Below are 16,817 nucleotides of genomic sequence, written 5' to 3'. Positions count from 1 at the left end.
GCGTCGGTGTCCAGGCTAGCCGGACCTACGATTGTGCGAACTGTGCGCCGGTGCCACCCGGCGCTGCAGTTGCGCGGCGAGCTGACCGGACGAAGCGGGAACCACGTGCACCGTTTCTCCCACGCGCAGCAGGTAGCGCCCGTCGCCCGCGACGTCGATCCAGCTGTAATGCAGCGGCGGGGAGGGGGTTTCACGGTCGAGTCCGGTTTCGATGCGGATATGCCCCTCGGCGGTGTGCGGTCGGCGCAGCAAACGCTGGATCCGGGGCACCGCGGGATGGGCCGCGATCACGGTCTCCTCGTCGCGCACCGCGTCGGCCGCCGCCTCACGCGCGGGTTCACGTCCGGGCGGTGTGTCGGGCAGGCAGGCGGTGACGCGCGCCCCGATTCCGGCACTGTGCCCGATCGAAACCCGCACCTGCCCACCGTAATCGGGTCGGGTGCCGGGTTCCTGCACCACGAGAACCGCGTGATCGTAGACAGCGCAGGCCAGTAACCGGATCTCGCTGCCCGGCGTGTGCCCGCCGCCGACGAGCACGATCCTGGCGTGTGGTTCGGCGACGATCCGCAGGCACGCGGTGAGGTCGGGATCGGTGCCGGGCGTCAGTCGCTGGTCGAGCGTCGAACGTAATCGGCGCGCTTCGTCCTCGGTGCGCGGCGTTTCGAGCAGCCGCAGCGGAAACGGCACCCGGTCGCGACCGGTCTCCCGCCAGACGTGCGCGAACTCGTCCGCGGTGAAGGTCCATCCCATTGCCGATCCCATCCTTACCGAACCAGGACGAGCTCAGCCTAACCGCAGTGTCCGATTCCGGCGCACCGTTCATCCGCCCGAATGGAAACTCCGGCGCAATGAGTACCCGGATGAGTATTTCGGCGGACGTCTGTCACCGCTGTGACTCCTACCGTCAGGACAGATCCGTTGACTGGAGGAGCTATGACCTACGTGTTCGAGGCGGCCGTCCGACTCGCGGAACTGGGGTGAGGACCATGCGTACTCGCGGCATCACCACGGCACTGGCCGCCGTTCTCGTGCTCGCCTTCGGCGCGGCCTGCGGTGACGACAGTGACGCGAAGACCTACTACGGCGACGAACTCGCCCTCGGCAACGGACAGATCCGCACCTACGTGACCACCGACGACTCGGGCAAGCCGACCGAGGTCGGCCTGCGAATCCAGGAGGCGGCACTGGAGGGGCTGCCCATGCCGGCCGGTGAGCCGGAGGGCCCACCCCCCGCCGGTAGACCGCTGGCGCTGCCGAAGGAAGCGGCGGGCGCGGTGATCGACCACCTCACCTTCGACTGGGTGCCGCACGGCCATCCACCGGCGGGCATGTTCGACAAGCCGCACTTCGACTCCCACTTCTATTTCATCGACCCGGCGGCGGTGACGGCGATCAGCCCACAGGACCCGCAGTTCCTGGCGAAAGCGGCCGTGAACCCGGACGCGAAATACATGCCTGCCGGCTATGTGACGGCGCCCGAGCCGATCGAGATGCAGGCGGTCCCCGCGATGGGCGTGCACTGGCTCGACATGAGCAATCCGGTCGCGCCGGGGCAATTCACGCAAACCCTGATCAACGGCTCCTGGGACGGCCAGTACATCTTCACCGAGCCGATGTTCACCCTGGAATGGTTGCTCACCAAGCCGTCGTTCACCGGCGACATTCCGCAGCCGCAGGCCTACCAGCGCACCGCGCGGTATCCGACCACCTATTCGATCAGCTTCGACGATACGGCCGACGAGTATGTGGTGACCGTCGGTGGGCTCACCGATCGCACCGCTTCCTGACCCTTCTGTAAGCCCCTCACCTGCGAGTAGGCTCGTCTACTCGGAGGTGAGGTGTGATCACCGAGCTGATCGGGCGCGAGTGGGAGCTGGCGGACCTGCTGGCCCGGCTCGACGATGCGGTCCACGCGGTTCCGCAGCAGGTGATCTGTACCGGCGAGGCCGGGGTCGGCAAGACCAGGCTGGTCGCCGAGCTGGCGGCGCGCGCCCGTGAACGCGGGGTGCGCACGCTCTGGGCGCGGGCGCTCGAGCTGCCCGATCCGCCGCCGTTCTGGTTGTGGCGCCAGGCGCTGGGTCCGGGGATCGCCGCGCCCGACGGCGACCGCGTCGCGCTGTTCGAGGCGTTCGCGGCGAGCTTGGACGACGGCGCGGCAACCGGCACGCTGCTGGTGATCGACGACATCCACTGGGCCGACGAGCCCTCGCTGCAGGCCCTGCTCTATGTCGTGCGCGGGCTGCGGGATCGCCGGGTGATGGTGTGCGCCACCGAGCGCACCGGCGCCGAGGACGGCGGCTGGACCGCCATCAAGCCCGAACTCCTGCGTGAACCGGTCACCGCCTCGCTGCCCGTACGTGGCCTCTCGCCTGCGGACTCGGCGCGTTGCCTGCAGCTCGAAGCCGGGCGCGCGCTGCCCGCCGAACTGGCCGACCGTGCGTTCGACATGACCGGCGGAAACCCTTTCTACCTGCGTGAACTAGGCCGGTCGATGCGCGGAAGCACCGACGACGCGCTACACCTGCCGACCAGTCTGCGTGAGGTGGTGCGCGCGCGGATGGCGCCGCGATCGCACCGGGCCGCGGAGCTGCTGCGGGCGGCCTCGATTCTGGGTGAGCGGTTCTCGATCGCGGTCGCCGCGCGGCTGGTCGAGCGCTCGGCGGCGGACTGTCTGGCCGCGGTGGACGAAGCGGTCGATGCGGGCCTGCTGGCGCCCGACGATGATCCGGGCACCGTGCGGTTCGCGCATGCGCTGGTGCGGGCCGCCCTGCTCGACGATCTGTCGCTGCATCAGCGTGTGGTGCTGCATCAGCGCGCGGCCCTGGCCATCGAGGGGTTGTATCCCGATGCGGTGGAGGCGAATTCGGCCGCGTTGGCCTGGCACTGGGCGAACGCGGCGGTGACCGGAGCACACGAACCCGCCGTGCGCTGGGCCCGCCGTGCCGCGCAGGTGGCATTGCGGGAGCTGGCTTTCGAGGACGCTGTGCGGTTCTACGGGCTGGCGGTGACCCATGCCGCCGAGCTGGATTCGCTCGAGCGGGGCAGGTTGCTGCTGGGGCGGGCCGCCGCCCAGGTCCGCGCGGGTCATCTCGCCGCCGCCCGCGCCGACTGCGCCGCCGCCGAGGCGCTGGCCCGCAAGACCGGGGAGCCGGTCCTGCAGGCCGAGGCTGCCCTGGTGCTCGAGCCGATCGGCGAGCGCGGCTGGGACCGCGATATCGCCGACGCGTGCGCCGAAGCGCTCGCCGCCGCCGACCTGCCGGTGTCGCTGCGAGCCCGGCTGCTGGCCCGGTCCACCGAAACCGCGATCTACCTGGGCCGCTCACACGGTGTCGACGCGTCGAGTCGGGTCGCGCTCGCGGTGGCCGAGCGCAGCGACGACCCGGCGGTCCTCGCCGCCGCGCTGCGGGCCCGCCAGCTCGCCTGCAGCGGACCCGACCATCGGGACGAACATCTCGAACTCGCCACCAGAATGATCGCCGCGGGCGAAGACGCACGCGACCCGGCCATGGAGATGTGGGGCCGGTTGTGGCGCATCGATGCGCTGTGGGAGCAGGGTGATCTCGGCGCGATCACCGGGGAGCTGTCGTGCCTGTCCTGGTGCACCGAACACACCGGCGGGCCGATGGCGCGGTGGCACCGGCTGGTCGCGGAAGCCGCGCTGGCGCAGGCGCGCGCCGAGTTCGACGACGCTCTCGACCGGGCCCGGCGGGCACACGAGCTGGCCACCACACTCGGCCATCCCGCCGCGTTCGGCGCCTACCGATCACTACTGGTCGTGGTCGGGCACCACCGCGGCCATCCGCCGGAGGCACTGGCAATGCCGCAGGCACCCGTGCGCGGCGAGGTGCGCAATCTGCTGTTCGCCGCGCTCGGCACCGCGTTCCCGATGGTGGACAGCGGCATGACCGCAGCGGCCGAGTCCCTCTACCGTGGCCTCGGCCGTCCCGGAACCTGGGTGGTCCCAGCGTATTTCGCGCTCGATGTGCTCGCCGTCGGTGGTGCGGTCGCGGCCGGCCTCGGCATCGTCGACGACGTGGCCTACTTCCGTGAGCGGCTGAGCCGCTACCGCAACGGCCACGTCACCGGCGGTGGTGGCAACGCGCACTATCTGGGACCCGTCGAGTTGTGGCTGGGGAAATTCGCTGCCGCACTGGACGACCCGGATACCGCCGAAAAGGATCTGCGCGCGGCGGCGCGAACCGCACGCACGATCGGCGCTCCCGGGTTCGCCGTCGAGGCCGACTGCGAACTGGCCGAACTCCTGCTTGCCCGCGGTGCCATCGCCGAAGCCGTTACCGTGGCCGAGGGTGCGTTGCCGGTGGCCGAATCGGCCGGGATGACACCGTGGATCGAGCGTTTGCGGATGGTCGTGGCGCGCGAAAACGGTGGCACCACATTGACTCCGCGCGAACGCGAGGTCGCCCGCCTGGTGGCACGTGGCCTCACGAACCGGGAGATCGCTACCGCGCTCGTCCTGTCCGAACGCACGGCACAGAACCACGTGCAGCACATTCTCACCAAACTCGGCTTCACCAGCCGCAGCCGCATCGCGTCCTGGGTCGGCAGCGGCCGGATCGATCAGTAACCGCGCTGCGGATCCACGATCGCGCGCAAGGGTTCGCCCGCCACGAACCGGGCCACGTTGGCGCCGACATGATCGGCGAAAGCGGCGAGGCGCAGTTGCGGCGGATTGGAATCGTGTGGGGTGATGATCGCGTTCGGCAGGTCCCACAGCGGATGCCCGTCGTGCAGCGGTTCCGGGTCGGTGACATCGAGTCCGGCACCGCCGATGAGGCCGCGCCGCAGTGCGTCGACCAGCGCGTCGGTGTCGATCAGGCTGCCGCGCGCCACATTCACCACCCACGACGACGGCTTGAGCCTGGCCAGCTCGTCGGCACCGATCAGATGACGGGTCTGCGCGGTCGCCGGGGCCGCGACGACCACGTGGTCGGTGTGCGACCAGACCCGTCCGAGCTGATCGGCGGGCACCGTCTCCACGTCGGCGCCGATTCCGGGGCCGGTGACGCGGTTGCCCGACCGGTTCACCGCGATCACGTGCGCACCGAGCGGGGCGAGCATCGGGATCAGCGCGCGGCCGATACCGCCCGCGCCGACGATCGTCACGGTCTTGCCGCGCAACGACCCCACGTGCGGGAAGAACTCGCGCTGCCGCCACGAGGTCGCGCGCAACTGCTCGGGCAGATATCGCACGCCCGCCAGCAACAGCATCAGCGCGTGCTCGGCGACGCTGTGCGCGAAGGCGCCCGCCGCGGAGGTGAACGTCGGGCCGGGGTGGGCGGCGAACACGCCCGCGTCGAAGAAGTCCTCGATCCCCGCGGCGGGCAACTGCACCCAGCGCACCGACGCGGGCAATTCGGCCGGGAAATCAGCGGGCGTCCCGGTCCAGATCAGGGCGTCGGCGTCGGCGAGCGGACCGACCCGGGCACCCGCGCCGACAACCGCCTTCTCGAGCAGTCGCGGAGCGTTCGGGTCCGGACCGATCGCGACGGTGATCGCGGATTCCTGCACAAAGTCCTCCTGGTTGATGCCGGGGCGGGCAGAGTTCCGATTCTCCCGGACCGCCGGGACCGCGTCGAGTCAGGACCTCACGATTCGTCGAGATCGACGGGTTCGTCCACGCCGTGGCGGTCGGCGAGTTCCAGCAGTGGCGTGATGTCGAAGACGGCGTCGTCCATGTCGGCCTGGATGTCACCGAGTTCGGCGTAGCGGGCGGGGACCGTCCGGATCGTGAAATCACGAGGATGGATGGAGTCGATCTCGTCCCAGCGCACCGGTGTCGACACGGTGGCCTCGGGGACACCACGCACCGAATAGGCGGCGGCGATGGTGTGGTCGCGCGCGTTCTGGTTGTAGTCGACGAACAGGGCGCTCGGGTCGCGATCGCGCCGCCACCACGCGGTCGTCACGTCGTCGGGCGCGCGTCGCTCGACTTCCTGGGCGAAGGCCAGCGCCGCCCGGCGCACCTGCTGGAAGCCGTGGTCCGGCGCGATCCGCACGTAGACGTGCAGGCCGTGACCGCCGGAGGTCTTCGGCCAGCCGACGGCACCGAACTCGTCGAGGACCTCGCGCACCACCCCGGCGACGCGCTGCACCCGCGACCACGGGCAATCGGGCATGGGATCCAGGTCGATGCGCCACTCGTCGGGTGACTCGGTGTCGGTCGAGCGGGAATTCCAGGGATGGAACTCCACGGTGGACATCTGCACCGCCCACGCGACGTCGGCGAGCTTCTCCACACAGAGTTCGTCGGCGTGCCTGCCGTAGCGCGGGAAGTACACCCGCACGGTCGGAATCCAGTCGGGCGCACCGGCGGGCAACCGTTTCTGATGGACCTTGTCACCGGCCAGCCCTTTGGGGAAGCGGTGCAGCATGCACGGCCGGTCGCGTAGCGCGTTGACGATGCCGTCGCCGACGCCGAGGTAGTAGTTCACCAGGTCGAGCTTGGTCACGCCGAGCTCGGGGAAGTACACCCGATCGGGATTGCTGACCCGTACCGTGTACTCACCCACCGGCAGTTCGACCGCCGGAGCCGCAGACTTGGCCACACGCGCAACGATAGACGAGCGGGCCCGCCCCGTGGCCGGGTAGCGGACCCGCGTGGCGCGCGACTACAGCTCGTACACCCCGAAGGCCCGGTGCTGGATGCACATCGGCATCACATGCACCTGCTCGGTCCATTCGAATTTGGCCGCCGCCTCGACGGTTTCGCGTTCGGCGACGCACACGGTGTTGGTGCCGGGCATCGTCAACGGGTTGAGCACGGCCAGCGGGATGCCCGCGTGGATGCCGCTGTAGAGACCGCCGCTGAAGCACAGCGGGGTGATGGCGATGCCGCGCCGTGCGCTTTCGCGGTCGGCGGCGGCCTGGGCGCCCGGCACGCCGGAGCAGTCGAGCGGGTTCTCGTTCGTCGCCTGGGCAGGGGCGGTGAAAAGGGTGAAGCCGGCCGCACAGCCCGTGGCGACGGCCATCAGGGTTCGAGCAAATGTGGTCCTGGTCATAGCCGCATTGAAACACTGCTCACCGGCGGTACACACAATCGGCGACGGCGTGTCGGGCCCGATCAGCGCGCGACGGCCTCGAGTACACAGACCGGCGCCACGGTCTCCACCGTGCGCGTCAGCGTGAAACCGCTGCGGTCGAGCAGGGCGCGGAACTCGGCTTCGGTGCGTTCGTGGCCGCCCTCGGTGTTGACCAGCATCTCCAGATCGACGAATTTGCCCGGGTGCGGCCGATGATGCTCGGGCAGCACCAGTTCGATCACCAGCAGCGTCGCGGCCGGGCCCATGGCGGCGCGGACGGTGCGCAGGATGCGTTCGGCGTGCTCGTCGGACCAGTCGTGGACGATGTTCTTGAGCAGATAGGCGTCGGCGCCCGCGGGCACGGCCTCGAAGAACGAGCCCGCTTCCACCGTGCAGCGTCGGCCGAGTCCGGCTGCCGCGAGATCGGTGCTCAGATCCTCGACCACGCCGGGCAGATCGAACACCACCCCGGTGGTCGAGGGATGCCGGCGGAGGATCTCGACGAGCAGGCTGCCGCGACCGCCACCGACGTCGACGACGGTGTCGAACCGGCCGAAGTCGTAGGCGGCGAGCAGCGGTTCGATCGACAGCGTGCCGATGCTGGTCATCGCGCGGTCGAACAGGTCGCCCACCGCACGATTGCGCGCGGCGTATTCGAAGAAGCTCGCGCCCTCCAGCGCCTGGCCGACCGCCTCGCCGGTGCGGACGGCATCACCGAGATGGGTCCAGTGGTTGCGGTGGTAGGGGGAGCCGAAGAACCGGGCCACCTCACGCATGGTCACCGCCGCGTCGCCGCGCAACGCCTCACCGATGCGGGTCAGGGCGTATCTGCCGTCGCGGCGCTGGGCGAAGACCTCGTAGCTCACGAGCAGCCGCAGGAGCCTGCGCAGTCCGTCCTCGTCCACCTCGAGCGCGCTCGCCAGTTGCGCCGAGGTGCGCGGGCCGTCGGCGAGCTGGTCGGCGATGCCGAGCTCGGCGGCGGTGCTGATGGCCTGGGAGAGGAATCCCGCGAACTGCAGTTCCAGCAGCGCGATATGACCGGGGACGAGCCGCCGGTGAAGTCTGGCCAGCGCGTCGCGCACCCGGTCGAACGCGTGGACCACGGGAATCGGGGGCAGCTTCTTCGACGTCATCACGACTCCATCGTCGGCCGTTCGACCTGCGCGTACGTGCTGAGAGTACGGGATCGGATGCGCTGCGCGGGAGTGGATCAGGTCGGCGTGGCCAGTGCGAACGGCAGCACCGCGTCCGCACCGCTCGCTCGGAGGGCATGGGCGGCGACGGTCATGGTCCAGCCGGTGTCGGTGAGGGTGTCGACCAGCAGAATCGGTCCGTCCACCTGCGACAGGTCGGGCACCTCCCAGTAGTCGAACAACCCCGCGACGCGGTGGGCCGAGTTCGCCGCCGAGACCGGGGGCCGGTCGGGGCGCGCGTGCAGGGTGCCCAGGTCGGTGAGTCGCCCGATCTGGGCGAGTCGCTGCGCGAGACTGGTGGTGAGCTGGGGGTAGCGCGGCGATTCAAGGGCCAGGACCGAGGTGGGGCGGGCCGCCCAGTCCCAGTCGCGCAGTACGGCGATGCAGGCGTCGAACACCGCGTCGGGTACCGGGGCGTCGGGCCCGTCGAGCAGGGCCCGCAGGCGCTGGCCCCAGCCCAGATCGGTGAGCCTGCCGAGCACGCGACCGGTCTCGGCGCCGCCGGTGATCTTGCCCGACAACGGGATTCCGAGTTTCGCCATGCCGGTCGGCCACTGCTTGCGCGGGGCGAGGTCGAGGCCGGGGCGGTCGAGCCGGGCCCGGGTCGCGGCGATCGCGGCGTCATCGATGCTGGTGTCGGGACGGGTGCCGGTGCAGTTGTCGCAGCGGCCGCAGTCGAGCTCGGCGGTGGCCAAGCCGTCGAGGCCCGGGTCGTCGAGCTGGCGGCGCAAGAACGTCATCCGGCAGGTCGTGGTCGACTGGTAGTCGATCATCGCCTGCTGTTCGGCGTCGCGGGCGGCGGCGAGACGTTCGTAGCGTTCGGTGTCGTAGGTCCAGTTCTGACCGGTGGACAGCCAGCCGCCGCGCACCCGGCGAACCGCGCCGTCGACGTCGAGCACTTTCAGCACCATCTCGAGCCGCGAACGGTTCAGCTCCACGAGCGGTTCGAGCGCCGCCGTCGACATCGCCCGATCGGTGTCGAGGGCCGCGAGCACCGAGCGCACGATGTGTTCGCGGGGGAAGGCGACGGAAGCGAAGTAACTCCAGATGCGCGCGTCCTCCGGGCCGGGGAGCAGCACCACCTCGGCGCGGTCGGTGCCGCGCCCCGCGCGGCCGACCTGCTGGTAGTAGGCGATGGGCGAGGACGGCGCCCCGACGTGCACCACGAAACCGAGATCGGGCTTGTCGAAGCCCATCCCGAGCGCCGAAGTCGCGATCAAGGCCTTGACCTCGTTGTTCAGCAGCGCAGCCTCGAGCGCTTCGCGTTCGGCCGGGTCCGTTTGGCCGGTGTAGGCGGCGACGGTGTGGCCGTGGGTGGCGAGCACGTCGGCCAGGTCGTTCGCTGCGGCGACGGTGAGGCAGTAGATGATGCCGGAACCGGGCATCCGATCGAGGTGGGCGCCGAGCCATGCCGTGCGTTGCACCGCGTCGTCGAACCGGACCACCGACAAGTGCAGTGACTCGCGATCCAGGGTGCCGCGCAACACGAGGGTGTCGTCACCGATCTGCCCGGCCACATCGGTGACGACCCGGTCGTTGGCGGTCGCCGTGGTGGCCAGCACCGGCACGTCGGTGCCGAGGTCGGCGATGAGGGTGCGGATGCGGCGGTAATCGGGACGGAAGTCGTGACCCCAATCCGACACACAGTGCGCCTCGTCGATCACGACCAGCCCCGCATCGGTCGCGAGTTTCGGCAGCACCTGATCACGGAAGTCGGGATTGTTCAAGCGTTCCGGACTCACCAGCAGCACATCGACCGCACCGTCGGCGACCCGCTGATGGATCTCGTCCCACTCGGTGACATTGCCCGAGTTGATGGTGGCCGCCACCACCCCCGCCCGTTCGGCGGCGGCCACCTGGTTGCGCATGAGGGCGAGCAGCGGCGACACGATCACCGTCGGCCCCCGACCCGCCCAGCGCAGCAGTTTGGCCGCGATGAAATACACCGCGGACTTACCCCAGCCGGTGCGCTGGACGACCAGCGCCCGGCTGCGCCGCACGACGAGCGCCTCGATCGCCGTCCACTGGTCCTCGCGTAGCCGGGCCTGCGGCCCGGCGAGGTCGCGGAGCAGCTCCTCGGCGCGTTCGCGCAGGTCGGGAGCCATCAGGTCGAGCACGTCGTTACCTGCCGCTGTGGTCATGGGCCCTATGCTGCCCCACCCCACCGACAGGTTTGATCGGCGATACAGACCGCCCGCCGAGTCACCCCTTCACGCACAGGACCTGACGCAAGGTCGCGACCACGTCGACCAGATCGGTCTGGGCCGCGATCACCTCGTCGATGTCCTTGTACGCGGCCGGGATCTCGTCGACCACGCCCGCGTCCTTGCGCGACTCCACGCCCTCGGTCTGGGCGATCAGGTCCGCGACGGTGAACTGCCGCTTGGCCGCGTTGCGGCTCATCCGCCGTCCGGCGCCGTGCGAGGCCGACTGGAACGACAGCGGGTTGCCCTTGCCGCGCACCACATAGGAGCGCGTGCCCATCGACCCCGGAATGAGCGCCAGCTCGCCGGCACCCGCCCGCACCGCACCCTTGCGGGTCACCAGCATCGGCACATCGTCGATGATCTCCTCGGCCACGTAGTTGTGATGGCAGCTGATCGGCTCCTCGAACCGCACCGGCCGCTCACCGAATTCGTCCCGCACCGCCCGGCACACCAGCGACAGCATCACCGCGCGATTGCGCGCCGCGTACTCCTGGGCCCAGGTGAGGTCCCGGCGATAGGCGTCCATCTCCGGTGTCCCGGAAAGGAAAACGGCCAGATCCCGATCGGGCAGCGACTGGTTGTGCGACAGCGCCCGCGCGATCGCCATGTGCCGCTCCGCCAGCTCCTTGCCGATATTGCGCGAGCCGGAGTGCAGCAGGATCCACACGGCGTCGTCCTGGTCGAGGCAGATCTCGATGAAGTGATTGCCGCCGCCGAGCGATCCGATCTGCTTGTGCGCCTTGGACTCCAACGACGACACACCCGGGTGCAGCTGCCCGAACGCGCGCCAGAACCGGTCCCAGCTGTTGGCACGCAATGCCGCCTGGCCGTGCGACTTCGCGAACCCGGCATCCAGTTTGGTGACGTTCACGGGGTCCTTGTGCGCCTGGAACCCGACCGGCACCGCCTGCTCGATCCGCGAACGCAACGAACGCAGGTCGTCGGGCAGATCCGCCGCCGTCAGGTCCGTCTTCACGCTCTCCATACCGCACCCGATGTCGACGCCAACGGCGGCGGGCGCCACCGCGTCACGCATGGCGATGACCGAACCGACCGTCGCGCCTTTGCCCAGGTGCACATCCGGCATCACGCGCAGCCCGTGCACCCAGGGCAGTTCCGCGATATTGCGGAGCTGCTTCAGTGCGGCCTGCTCGATCTGGTGCTCGTCTGCCCACATGAGCGTCTGCGCTCGGGTACCGCGCAGCTCGACGGGAAACATGGTCGGTCCTTTCCTTGGTGTAATACCAACGGTAGGGGCCGTGTCGTGGGCAGCGCACCTCATTAAAACGCGGGTGCGGCTCGTGATCCGGCGGCTCTTTGTGGATGCCGGCCTTGCCACGGTGGATCAGCGGGTGGGGTCCTCGGCGAGCGCGGCCGCGATCTGTTCCCGTCCGGGAATGGCCGCGCTGGCGCCGAGGCGGGTGGTCGCCAGCGCGCCGGCGGTGTTTGCCCAGTTCAAGGCGGCGACCGCGCCCTGTGACCACGTCGCGACGAGGGCGCCGGTGAAGGCATCGCCCGCGCCGGTCGTGTCGACCACGTCGACGCTGCGCCCACCTGCCATCAGGTCCGTGCCGCTGCCACGGTAGACCGCACCGTCGGCGCCCAGGGTTCGCACCACGTGCGCAACCGGCCTCAACGTCGACGAGAATTGTTCGTACTCCAGCGAGTTCACGATCGCCAGGTCCACATCGGCCCACAGTCGCGCGGGCAGCGGCTGGACGGGGGAGGGGTTCAGGGCGACGAGGGTGCTTGCGGAGCCGGCGTGGTGTGCGGCCGCTGTGACTGTTTCGAGGGGGATCTCGAGCTGGCACAGCAGGATGTCGGCGGCCGCGATCGCCGCGAGCTCCGCTTCGGTCAGGTCGGTCATCCGGCCGTTCGCGCCGGCCACGACGATGATGCTGTTCTCGCCGTCGCCGTCGACCACGATCGTCGCTACCCCACTGGGGCCGGGGACCGTGCGCAGCAGTGTGGTGTCGATGCCCGCGCCGTCGAGGGTCGCACGCAGGGTGGCGCCGAAGGCGTCGTCGCCGACCGCGCCGAGGAAACGCACGCGCGCACCGGAGCGGGCGGCCGCGATCGCCTGGTTGGCGCCTTTCCCGCCCGGAACCGTGGCGAAGCCGGAGCCGAGCACGGTTTCTCCGGGGGCGGGCCGATGCGTGGTAGTGGTGACCAGGTCGATATTGACGCTGCCCAACACCACGACGGTCGGTGCGGCGGAGTGGTTCATAAACCTCGAATCTAGCGGCGACGGCGTTGTGCGGTGCCCGCTTGCGACTCGGCGTCAGTGGTCGAGTGACGGGGCACCCGCTCGCAAGACCCTGTGGATAACTCGGTCCCGCTGCCGGTCGGAGCCACATTCCGGGTCCCGGGTGGCGTCGTGCGGAGCAGGCGCACTGCGTACGCTGATACCCATGACGGTAGAAGTGACCCCCGAGCTCGACATCCGCGCAGCGGTGCACGACGCCGCCCGCAGGGCTCGCGTCGCGTCCCGTGCGCTCGCTCAGCTCACCACGGCGCAGAAGAACGACGCACTGCACGCCGCGGCCGATGCGCTGCTCGCCGCGGCCGACCGCGTGCTCGCGGCCAACGACGCCGATATCGAGACCGCTCGCGCGGCGGGCACCCAGGAGAACCTGCTCGACCGGCTGCGGCTCACCAAGGCCCGCATCGACGGGATCGCCTCGGGCCTGCGTCAGGTCGCCGGCCTGCCCGATCCGGTCGGTGTGGTCGTGCGCGGCAGCACCCTGCCCAACGGGCTCGAGATCCGGCAGACCAGGGTGCCGCTCGGCGTGGTCGGCATGGTGTACGAGGCGCGGCCCAATGTCACCGTCGACGCCTTCGGCCTGGCACTGAAATCGGGCAACGCGGCGCTGCTGCGCGGCTCGTCCTCGGCGGCGAACTCCAATGCCGCGCTCGTGGAGATCCTGCGCGAAGCGCTCACCGCCCAGGGCATTCCGGCCGACTCGGTGCAGCTGCTGCCCAGCAACGACCGGTCAAGCGTCACCCACCTGATCCAGGCGCGCGGCCTGGTCGACGTGGTCATCCCGCGCGGCGGGGCCGGCCTCATCAACGCCGTCGTCCGCGACGCGCAGGTGCCGACCATCGAGACCGGCACCGGCAACTGCCACGTCTACGTACACAGCGCCGCCGACCTCGACATGGCCGAGGCGATCGTGCTCAATGCCAAGACCCGCCGTCCCAGCGTGTGCAACGCCGCCGAGACGCTCCTCATCGATGCCGCCGTCGCCGAGACCGCGCTGCCGCGGCTGAGCAAGGCACTCGAGGACGCGGGCGTCACCATTCACGGTGACCTGCCCGGTCAGGTGCCCGCCACCGATGCCGACTGGGGCGAGGAGTACCTCACCATGGATATCGCCGTGAAGGTCGTCGACGACCTCGACGCCGCGGTCGAGCACATCAACACCTGGGGCACCGGCCACACCGAGGCCATCGTCACCGCCGACCTGGCCTCCGCGCGTGAGTTCACCGCCCGCGTCGACGCCGCCGCCGTGATGGTCAACGCCTCCACCGCGTTCACCGACGGGGAGCAGTTCGGCTTCGGTGCCGAGATCGGCATCTCCACCCAGAAGCTGCACGCCCGCGGCCCGATGGCCCTGCCCGAACTCACCTCCACCAAGTGGATCGTGTGGGGCGACGGCCAGACTCGGCCGGTGTGACCGTGACCCTGGTACAGGAACCGATCTTCACCTCGGTCGACGACGTCATCGCCCGGCTGGCCACCACCGGCTACCTGGCCGACAAAGCCACGGCCACTTCGGTGTTCCTCGCCGACCGGCTGGGCAAACCGCTGCTCATCGAGGGCCCGGCGGGCGTCGGCAAGACCGAACTCTCGCGCGCGGTGGCCCAGGTCGCCGACGCCGAACTGGTGCGATTGCAGTGCTACGAGGGTGTCGACGAGGCGCGCGCCCTCTACGAGTGGAACCACGCCAAGCAGATCCTGCGGATCCAGGCATCGAGCGAAAACGATTGGGCCGAAACCAAAGCCGACGTCTTCACCGAGGAGTTCCTGCTCTCGCGTCCGCTGCTCACCGCGATCCGGCGCACCGATCCCACGGTGCTGCTGATCGACGAGACCGACAAGGCCGACGTCGAGATCGAGGGTCTGCTGCTCGAGGTCCTCAGCGATTTCGCGGTCACCGTTCCGGAGCTCGGCACGATCACCGCCACCCGTAAGCCGTTCGTGGTGCTCACCTCCAACGCCACCCGCGAACTGTCCGAGGCGCTCAAGCGCCGCTGCCTGTACCTGCACCTGGACTTCCCCGACGAAGACCTCGAACGCCGCATCCTGGCCAGCCGGGTACCCGAGCTGTCGGCGGTGGTGTCCGAGCAGCTGGTGCGCATCGTGCATGTGCTGCGCGGCATGCAGCTCAAGAAGCTGCCGTCGGTGGCCGAGACGATCGACTGGGGCAACACCCTGCTCGCGCTGGGTTCCCAGGATCTCGACGACGCCACCGTGCGGGCCACGCTCGGTGTGGTGCTCAAGCACCGCAGCGACCACCAGCGCGCATTGTCCGAGCTGAAACTGGCCTGAGGTATGACCGCGCCCGCGCCCCACGGCATCAGTGGTCATGTCGCGGGTTTCGTCGCGGCGTTGCGCTCGCGTGGGGTGCCGGTCGGTCCGTCGGAAACCGTCGACGCGGGCCAGGTACTCACCGTGCTCGACCTGCTCGACCGGGAGGCGGTGCGGGAGGGCCTGGCCTGCGCTCTGCTGCGTCGGCCCACCCACCGCGCCACCTTCGACAGCCTCTTCGACCTGTGGTTCCCGGTCGCCGTCGGCCAGCGTAGTGCCGAGGCGCCCGAATTGCCCCGCACTCCCGACGGACGCGTCGACCTGCCCGCCCTGCGCGAACAGCTCGCCGAATTGCTCGCCACCCCCGACAGCGGCAACCAGCTCGAGTTGCTCGCCGCCCAGGTGGTGGAGCAGCTCGGGCGGTACCAATCGGCGCGTGGGCCGTCGTTCTCCGCCTACCAGGCGCTCAAAGACCTTGCGCCGCAGACCTTGCTGGCGCGTGCGCTGGCCGGTCTCGCCCTTCCGCCCGACGCGAGCGAACGCGACGCCGAGATCGCGCAGCGCCTGCTGCGGATGCGCATCGCCGGGTTCCGCGCCACCGTGGAGGAGGAGACGAACCGCCGCGTCGCCGAGCAGATCGGGCGGGAACGGGTCGCCACCTACGGGGTCGCCCGGCAAGCGGAGGACGCCGATTTCCTGCGCGCCTCCGAACGTGAACTCGCCGATTTGCGCCGGGGAACCCATCGGCTGGCGCGGATTCTCGCCTCGCGTCTGGCGGTGCGGCGCAAGCGTTCCCGTCGCGGCGAGATCGACCTGCGCAAGACCCTGCGGGCATCGATGTCAACCGGCGGCGTGCCCATCGACCTGGTGCAGCGCAAACCGCGCCCCGGGCGCCCTGATCTGGTTCTGCTGTGCGACATCTCGGGCTCGGTGGCCGGCTTCAGCGGCTTCACCCTGCTGCTGGTGAGCGCCCTGCGCGAACAGTTCTCCCGGGTGCGGATCTTCGCGTTCGTCGACCGCACCGACGAGGTCACCGACTACTTCGGCCCGCAGACCGGTCTCGACGACGTGCTCACCAGAATCTTCACCGAGTCCACCGTCATCGACTCCGACGGCCACTCCGACTACGGTCAGGCCTTCACCAGTTTCGCCGACAACTTCGGCGATGCCGTCACCAGCCGCACCTCGCTGCTTGTCCTCGGCGACGGCCGGACCAATTACCGCAACCCGCAGGTCGATACGCTGCGCGGTCTGGTCGAAACCGCCAAACACGCGCACTGGCTCAACCCGGAGCCGCACAATCTCTGGGGCACAGGCGATTCGGCCGCACCCGACTACGGTGCGGTGATCGAGATGCACGAATGCCGGTCGGCCCGCCAGCTCACCGACGTCGTGTCGAAACTGCTGCCCGTCTGAGGAGCCGCGAGATGGATGTATTGGCGTACTGCCTGGCCAAACCCGGTGCGTGGGAAGACGAACCATGGGAGGGCGACACCGTGGCCAAGGTGGGCGACAAGGTGTTCGCGTTTCTCGGCGCGGGCACCTCGATCGGTCTCAAATGCGGGCGAGACCGCGCCGAAGCCGACGAACTGGTCACCATCTACCCCGACGATGTCACCGCCTCGGCCTACATCGGCCGCTACGGCTGGAACAGCATTCGCGTCGGCGGCGCCGTTCCCGACGACGAACTACGCGAACTCATCGACGCGTCCTACGACGCGATCGTCGCCAAACTCCCGAAGTCCAAACGGCCGCAGCGCTGAAACGTTGAGCGGACGTTAAGCCACTTGTAGGGGCGAACCACCAAGATCACCGCCATGCTGGCAGGGGCGTCGCGCGACGACGG

At 69.7% G+C, this 16,817-nt stretch carries 14 protein-coding genes; 6 read left to right on the top strand and 8 right to left on the bottom strand.

Annotated elements, in window-relative coordinates; all coding sequences use genetic code 11:
• Positions 1-15 precede the first annotated feature (15 nt).
• Positions 16-750, bottom strand: coding sequence for an ESX secretion-associated protein EspG (locus tag ACSVDM_RS06565; RefSeq protein ID WP_067642359.1), 735 nt, complete (start codon positions 748-750; stop codon positions 16-18).
• A 236-nt stretch (positions 751-986) separates the two neighbouring features.
• On the opposite strand from ACSVDM_RS06565, the gene ACSVDM_RS06560 reads away from it, so the two are divergent.
• Both ACSVDM_RS06560 and ACSVDM_RS06555 read left to right on the top strand, forming a co-directional pair.
• A complete protein-coding gene (locus tag ACSVDM_RS06560) occupies positions 987-1,787 on the top strand; it encodes a DUF5602 domain-containing protein (RefSeq protein ID WP_439263591.1) in 801 nt (266 codons plus the stop codon).
• A 53-nt stretch (positions 1,788-1,840) separates the two neighbouring features.
• Complete coding sequence (locus ACSVDM_RS06555) at positions 1,841-4,585, top strand: ATP-binding protein (protein ID WP_439263588.1); 2,745 nt, start codon at positions 1,841-1,843, stop codon at positions 4,583-4,585.
• On the opposite strand, the gene ACSVDM_RS06550 is transcribed toward ACSVDM_RS06555, so the two are convergent.
• From ACSVDM_RS06550 to ACSVDM_RS06520, 7 genes are all read right to left on the bottom strand, one after another.
• Positions 4,579-5,529, bottom strand: a complete 951-nt coding sequence (locus tag ACSVDM_RS06550) for a D-isomer specific 2-hydroxyacid dehydrogenase family protein (RefSeq protein ID WP_439263586.1) — start codon at positions 5,527-5,529, stop codon at positions 4,579-4,581. The genes ACSVDM_RS06555 and ACSVDM_RS06550 overlap by 7 nt on opposite strands.
• Before the next feature lie 77 nt (positions 5,530-5,606).
• Positions 5,607-6,566 carry a non-homologous end-joining DNA ligase gene (ligD, locus tag ACSVDM_RS06545; RefSeq protein WP_439263584.1) on the bottom strand — a complete coding sequence of 320 codons (960 nt, stop codon included), beginning with the start codon at positions 6,564-6,566 and terminating at the stop codon, positions 5,607-5,609.
• 63 nt (positions 6,567-6,629) lie between these two features.
• Positions 6,630-7,019, bottom strand: a complete 390-nt coding sequence (locus ACSVDM_RS06540; RefSeq protein WP_225281022.1) for a hypothetical protein — start codon at positions 7,017-7,019, stop codon at positions 6,630-6,632.
• Positions 7,020-7,081: 62 nt separating this feature from the next.
• Positions 7,082-8,173, bottom strand: a complete 1,092-nt coding sequence (locus tag ACSVDM_RS06535) for a methyltransferase (protein WP_439263581.1) — start codon at positions 8,171-8,173, stop codon at positions 7,082-7,084.
• A 77-nt stretch (positions 8,174-8,250) separates the two neighbouring features.
• Positions 8,251-10,374, bottom strand: coding sequence for a RecQ family ATP-dependent DNA helicase (locus ACSVDM_RS06530; protein WP_439263579.1), 2,124 nt, complete (start codon positions 10,372-10,374; stop codon positions 8,251-8,253).
• A gap of 61 nt (positions 10,375-10,435) precedes the next feature.
• On the bottom strand, positions 10,436-11,659 hold the full coding sequence (locus ACSVDM_RS06525; RefSeq protein ID WP_439263577.1) for an RtcB family protein: 1,224 nt from the start codon (positions 11,657-11,659) through the stop codon (positions 10,436-10,438).
• A 126-nt stretch (positions 11,660-11,785) separates the two neighbouring features.
• Complete coding sequence (locus ACSVDM_RS06520) at positions 11,786-12,667, bottom strand: ribokinase (protein WP_439263575.1); 882 nt, start codon at positions 12,665-12,667, stop codon at positions 11,786-11,788.
• A 184-nt stretch (positions 12,668-12,851) separates the two neighbouring features.
• Here ACSVDM_RS06520 and ACSVDM_RS06515 point away from each other — a divergent pair, with 184 nt between their 5' ends.
• The 4 genes from ACSVDM_RS06515 to ACSVDM_RS06500 are packed head-to-tail and all read left to right on the top strand — an operon-like array spanning position 12,852 to position 16,734.
• Complete coding sequence (locus tag ACSVDM_RS06515; protein WP_439263573.1) at positions 12,852-14,117, top strand: glutamate-5-semialdehyde dehydrogenase; 1,266 nt, start codon at positions 12,852-12,854, stop codon at positions 14,115-14,117.
• Positions 14,114-14,992: an AAA family ATPase gene (locus ACSVDM_RS06510; RefSeq protein WP_157105062.1), complete on the top strand. Its 879-nt coding sequence runs from the start codon at positions 14,114-14,116 to the stop codon at positions 14,990-14,992. The genes ACSVDM_RS06515 and ACSVDM_RS06510 overlap by 4 nt, the downstream gene beginning before the upstream one ends.
• Positions 14,993-14,995: 3 nt before the next feature.
• Positions 14,996-16,387, top strand: a complete 1,392-nt coding sequence (locus ACSVDM_RS06505; protein ID WP_357149914.1) for a vWA domain-containing protein — start codon at positions 14,996-14,998, stop codon at positions 16,385-16,387.
• Positions 16,388-16,398: 11 nt separating this feature from the next.
• Complete coding sequence (locus tag ACSVDM_RS06500) at positions 16,399-16,734, top strand: MmcQ/YjbR family DNA-binding protein (RefSeq protein ID WP_067642348.1); 336 nt, start codon at positions 16,399-16,401, stop codon at positions 16,732-16,734.
• Positions 16,735-16,817: the final 83 nt, after the last annotated feature.

Source organism: Nocardia sp. JW2 (assembly GCF_051843015.1).
GTDB lineage: Bacteria > Actinomycetota > Actinomycetes > Mycobacteriales > Mycobacteriaceae > Nocardia > Nocardia coubleae.
The sequence above is the reverse complement of the archived record's forward strand: the minus strand, read 5'-3'. Positions and strand labels throughout refer to the sequence as shown.

Excerpts from the sequence above, each read along its gene's own strand:
- ACSVDM_RS06530 (WP_439263579.1), bottom strand. The coding sequence starts at position 10,374 with ATGACCACAGCGGCAGGTAACGACGTGCTCGACCTGATGGCTCCCGAC.
- ACSVDM_RS06515 (WP_439263573.1), top strand. The coding sequence starts at position 12,852 with ATGACGGTAGAAGTGACCCCCGAGCTCGACATCCGCGCAGCGGTGCAC.
- ACSVDM_RS06535 (WP_439263581.1), bottom strand. The coding sequence starts at position 8,173 with ATGACGTCGAAGAAGCTGCCCCCGATTCCCGTGGTCCACGCGTTCGAC.
- ACSVDM_RS06540 (WP_225281022.1), bottom strand. The coding sequence starts at position 7,019 with ATGACCAGGACCACATTTGCTCGAACCCTGATGGCCGTCGCCACGGGC.
- ACSVDM_RS06500 (WP_067642348.1), top strand. The coding sequence starts at position 16,399 with ATGGATGTATTGGCGTACTGCCTGGCCAAACCCGGTGCGTGGGAAGAC.
- ACSVDM_RS06525 (WP_439263577.1), bottom strand. The coding sequence starts at position 11,659 with ATGTTTCCCGTCGAGCTGCGCGGTACCCGAGCGCAGACGCTCATGTGG.
- ACSVDM_RS06565 (WP_067642359.1), bottom strand. The coding sequence starts at position 750 with ATGGGATGGACCTTCACCGCGGACGAGTTCGCGCACGTCTGGCGGGAG.
- ACSVDM_RS06560 (WP_439263591.1), top strand. The coding sequence starts at position 987 with ATGCGTACTCGCGGCATCACCACGGCACTGGCCGCCGTTCTCGTGCTC.
- ACSVDM_RS06505 (WP_357149914.1), top strand. The coding sequence starts at position 14,996 with ATGACCGCGCCCGCGCCCCACGGCATCAGTGGTCATGTCGCGGGTTTC.
- ACSVDM_RS06520 (WP_439263575.1), bottom strand. The coding sequence starts at position 12,667 with ATGAACCACTCCGCCGCACCGACCGTCGTGGTGTTGGGCAGCGTCAAT.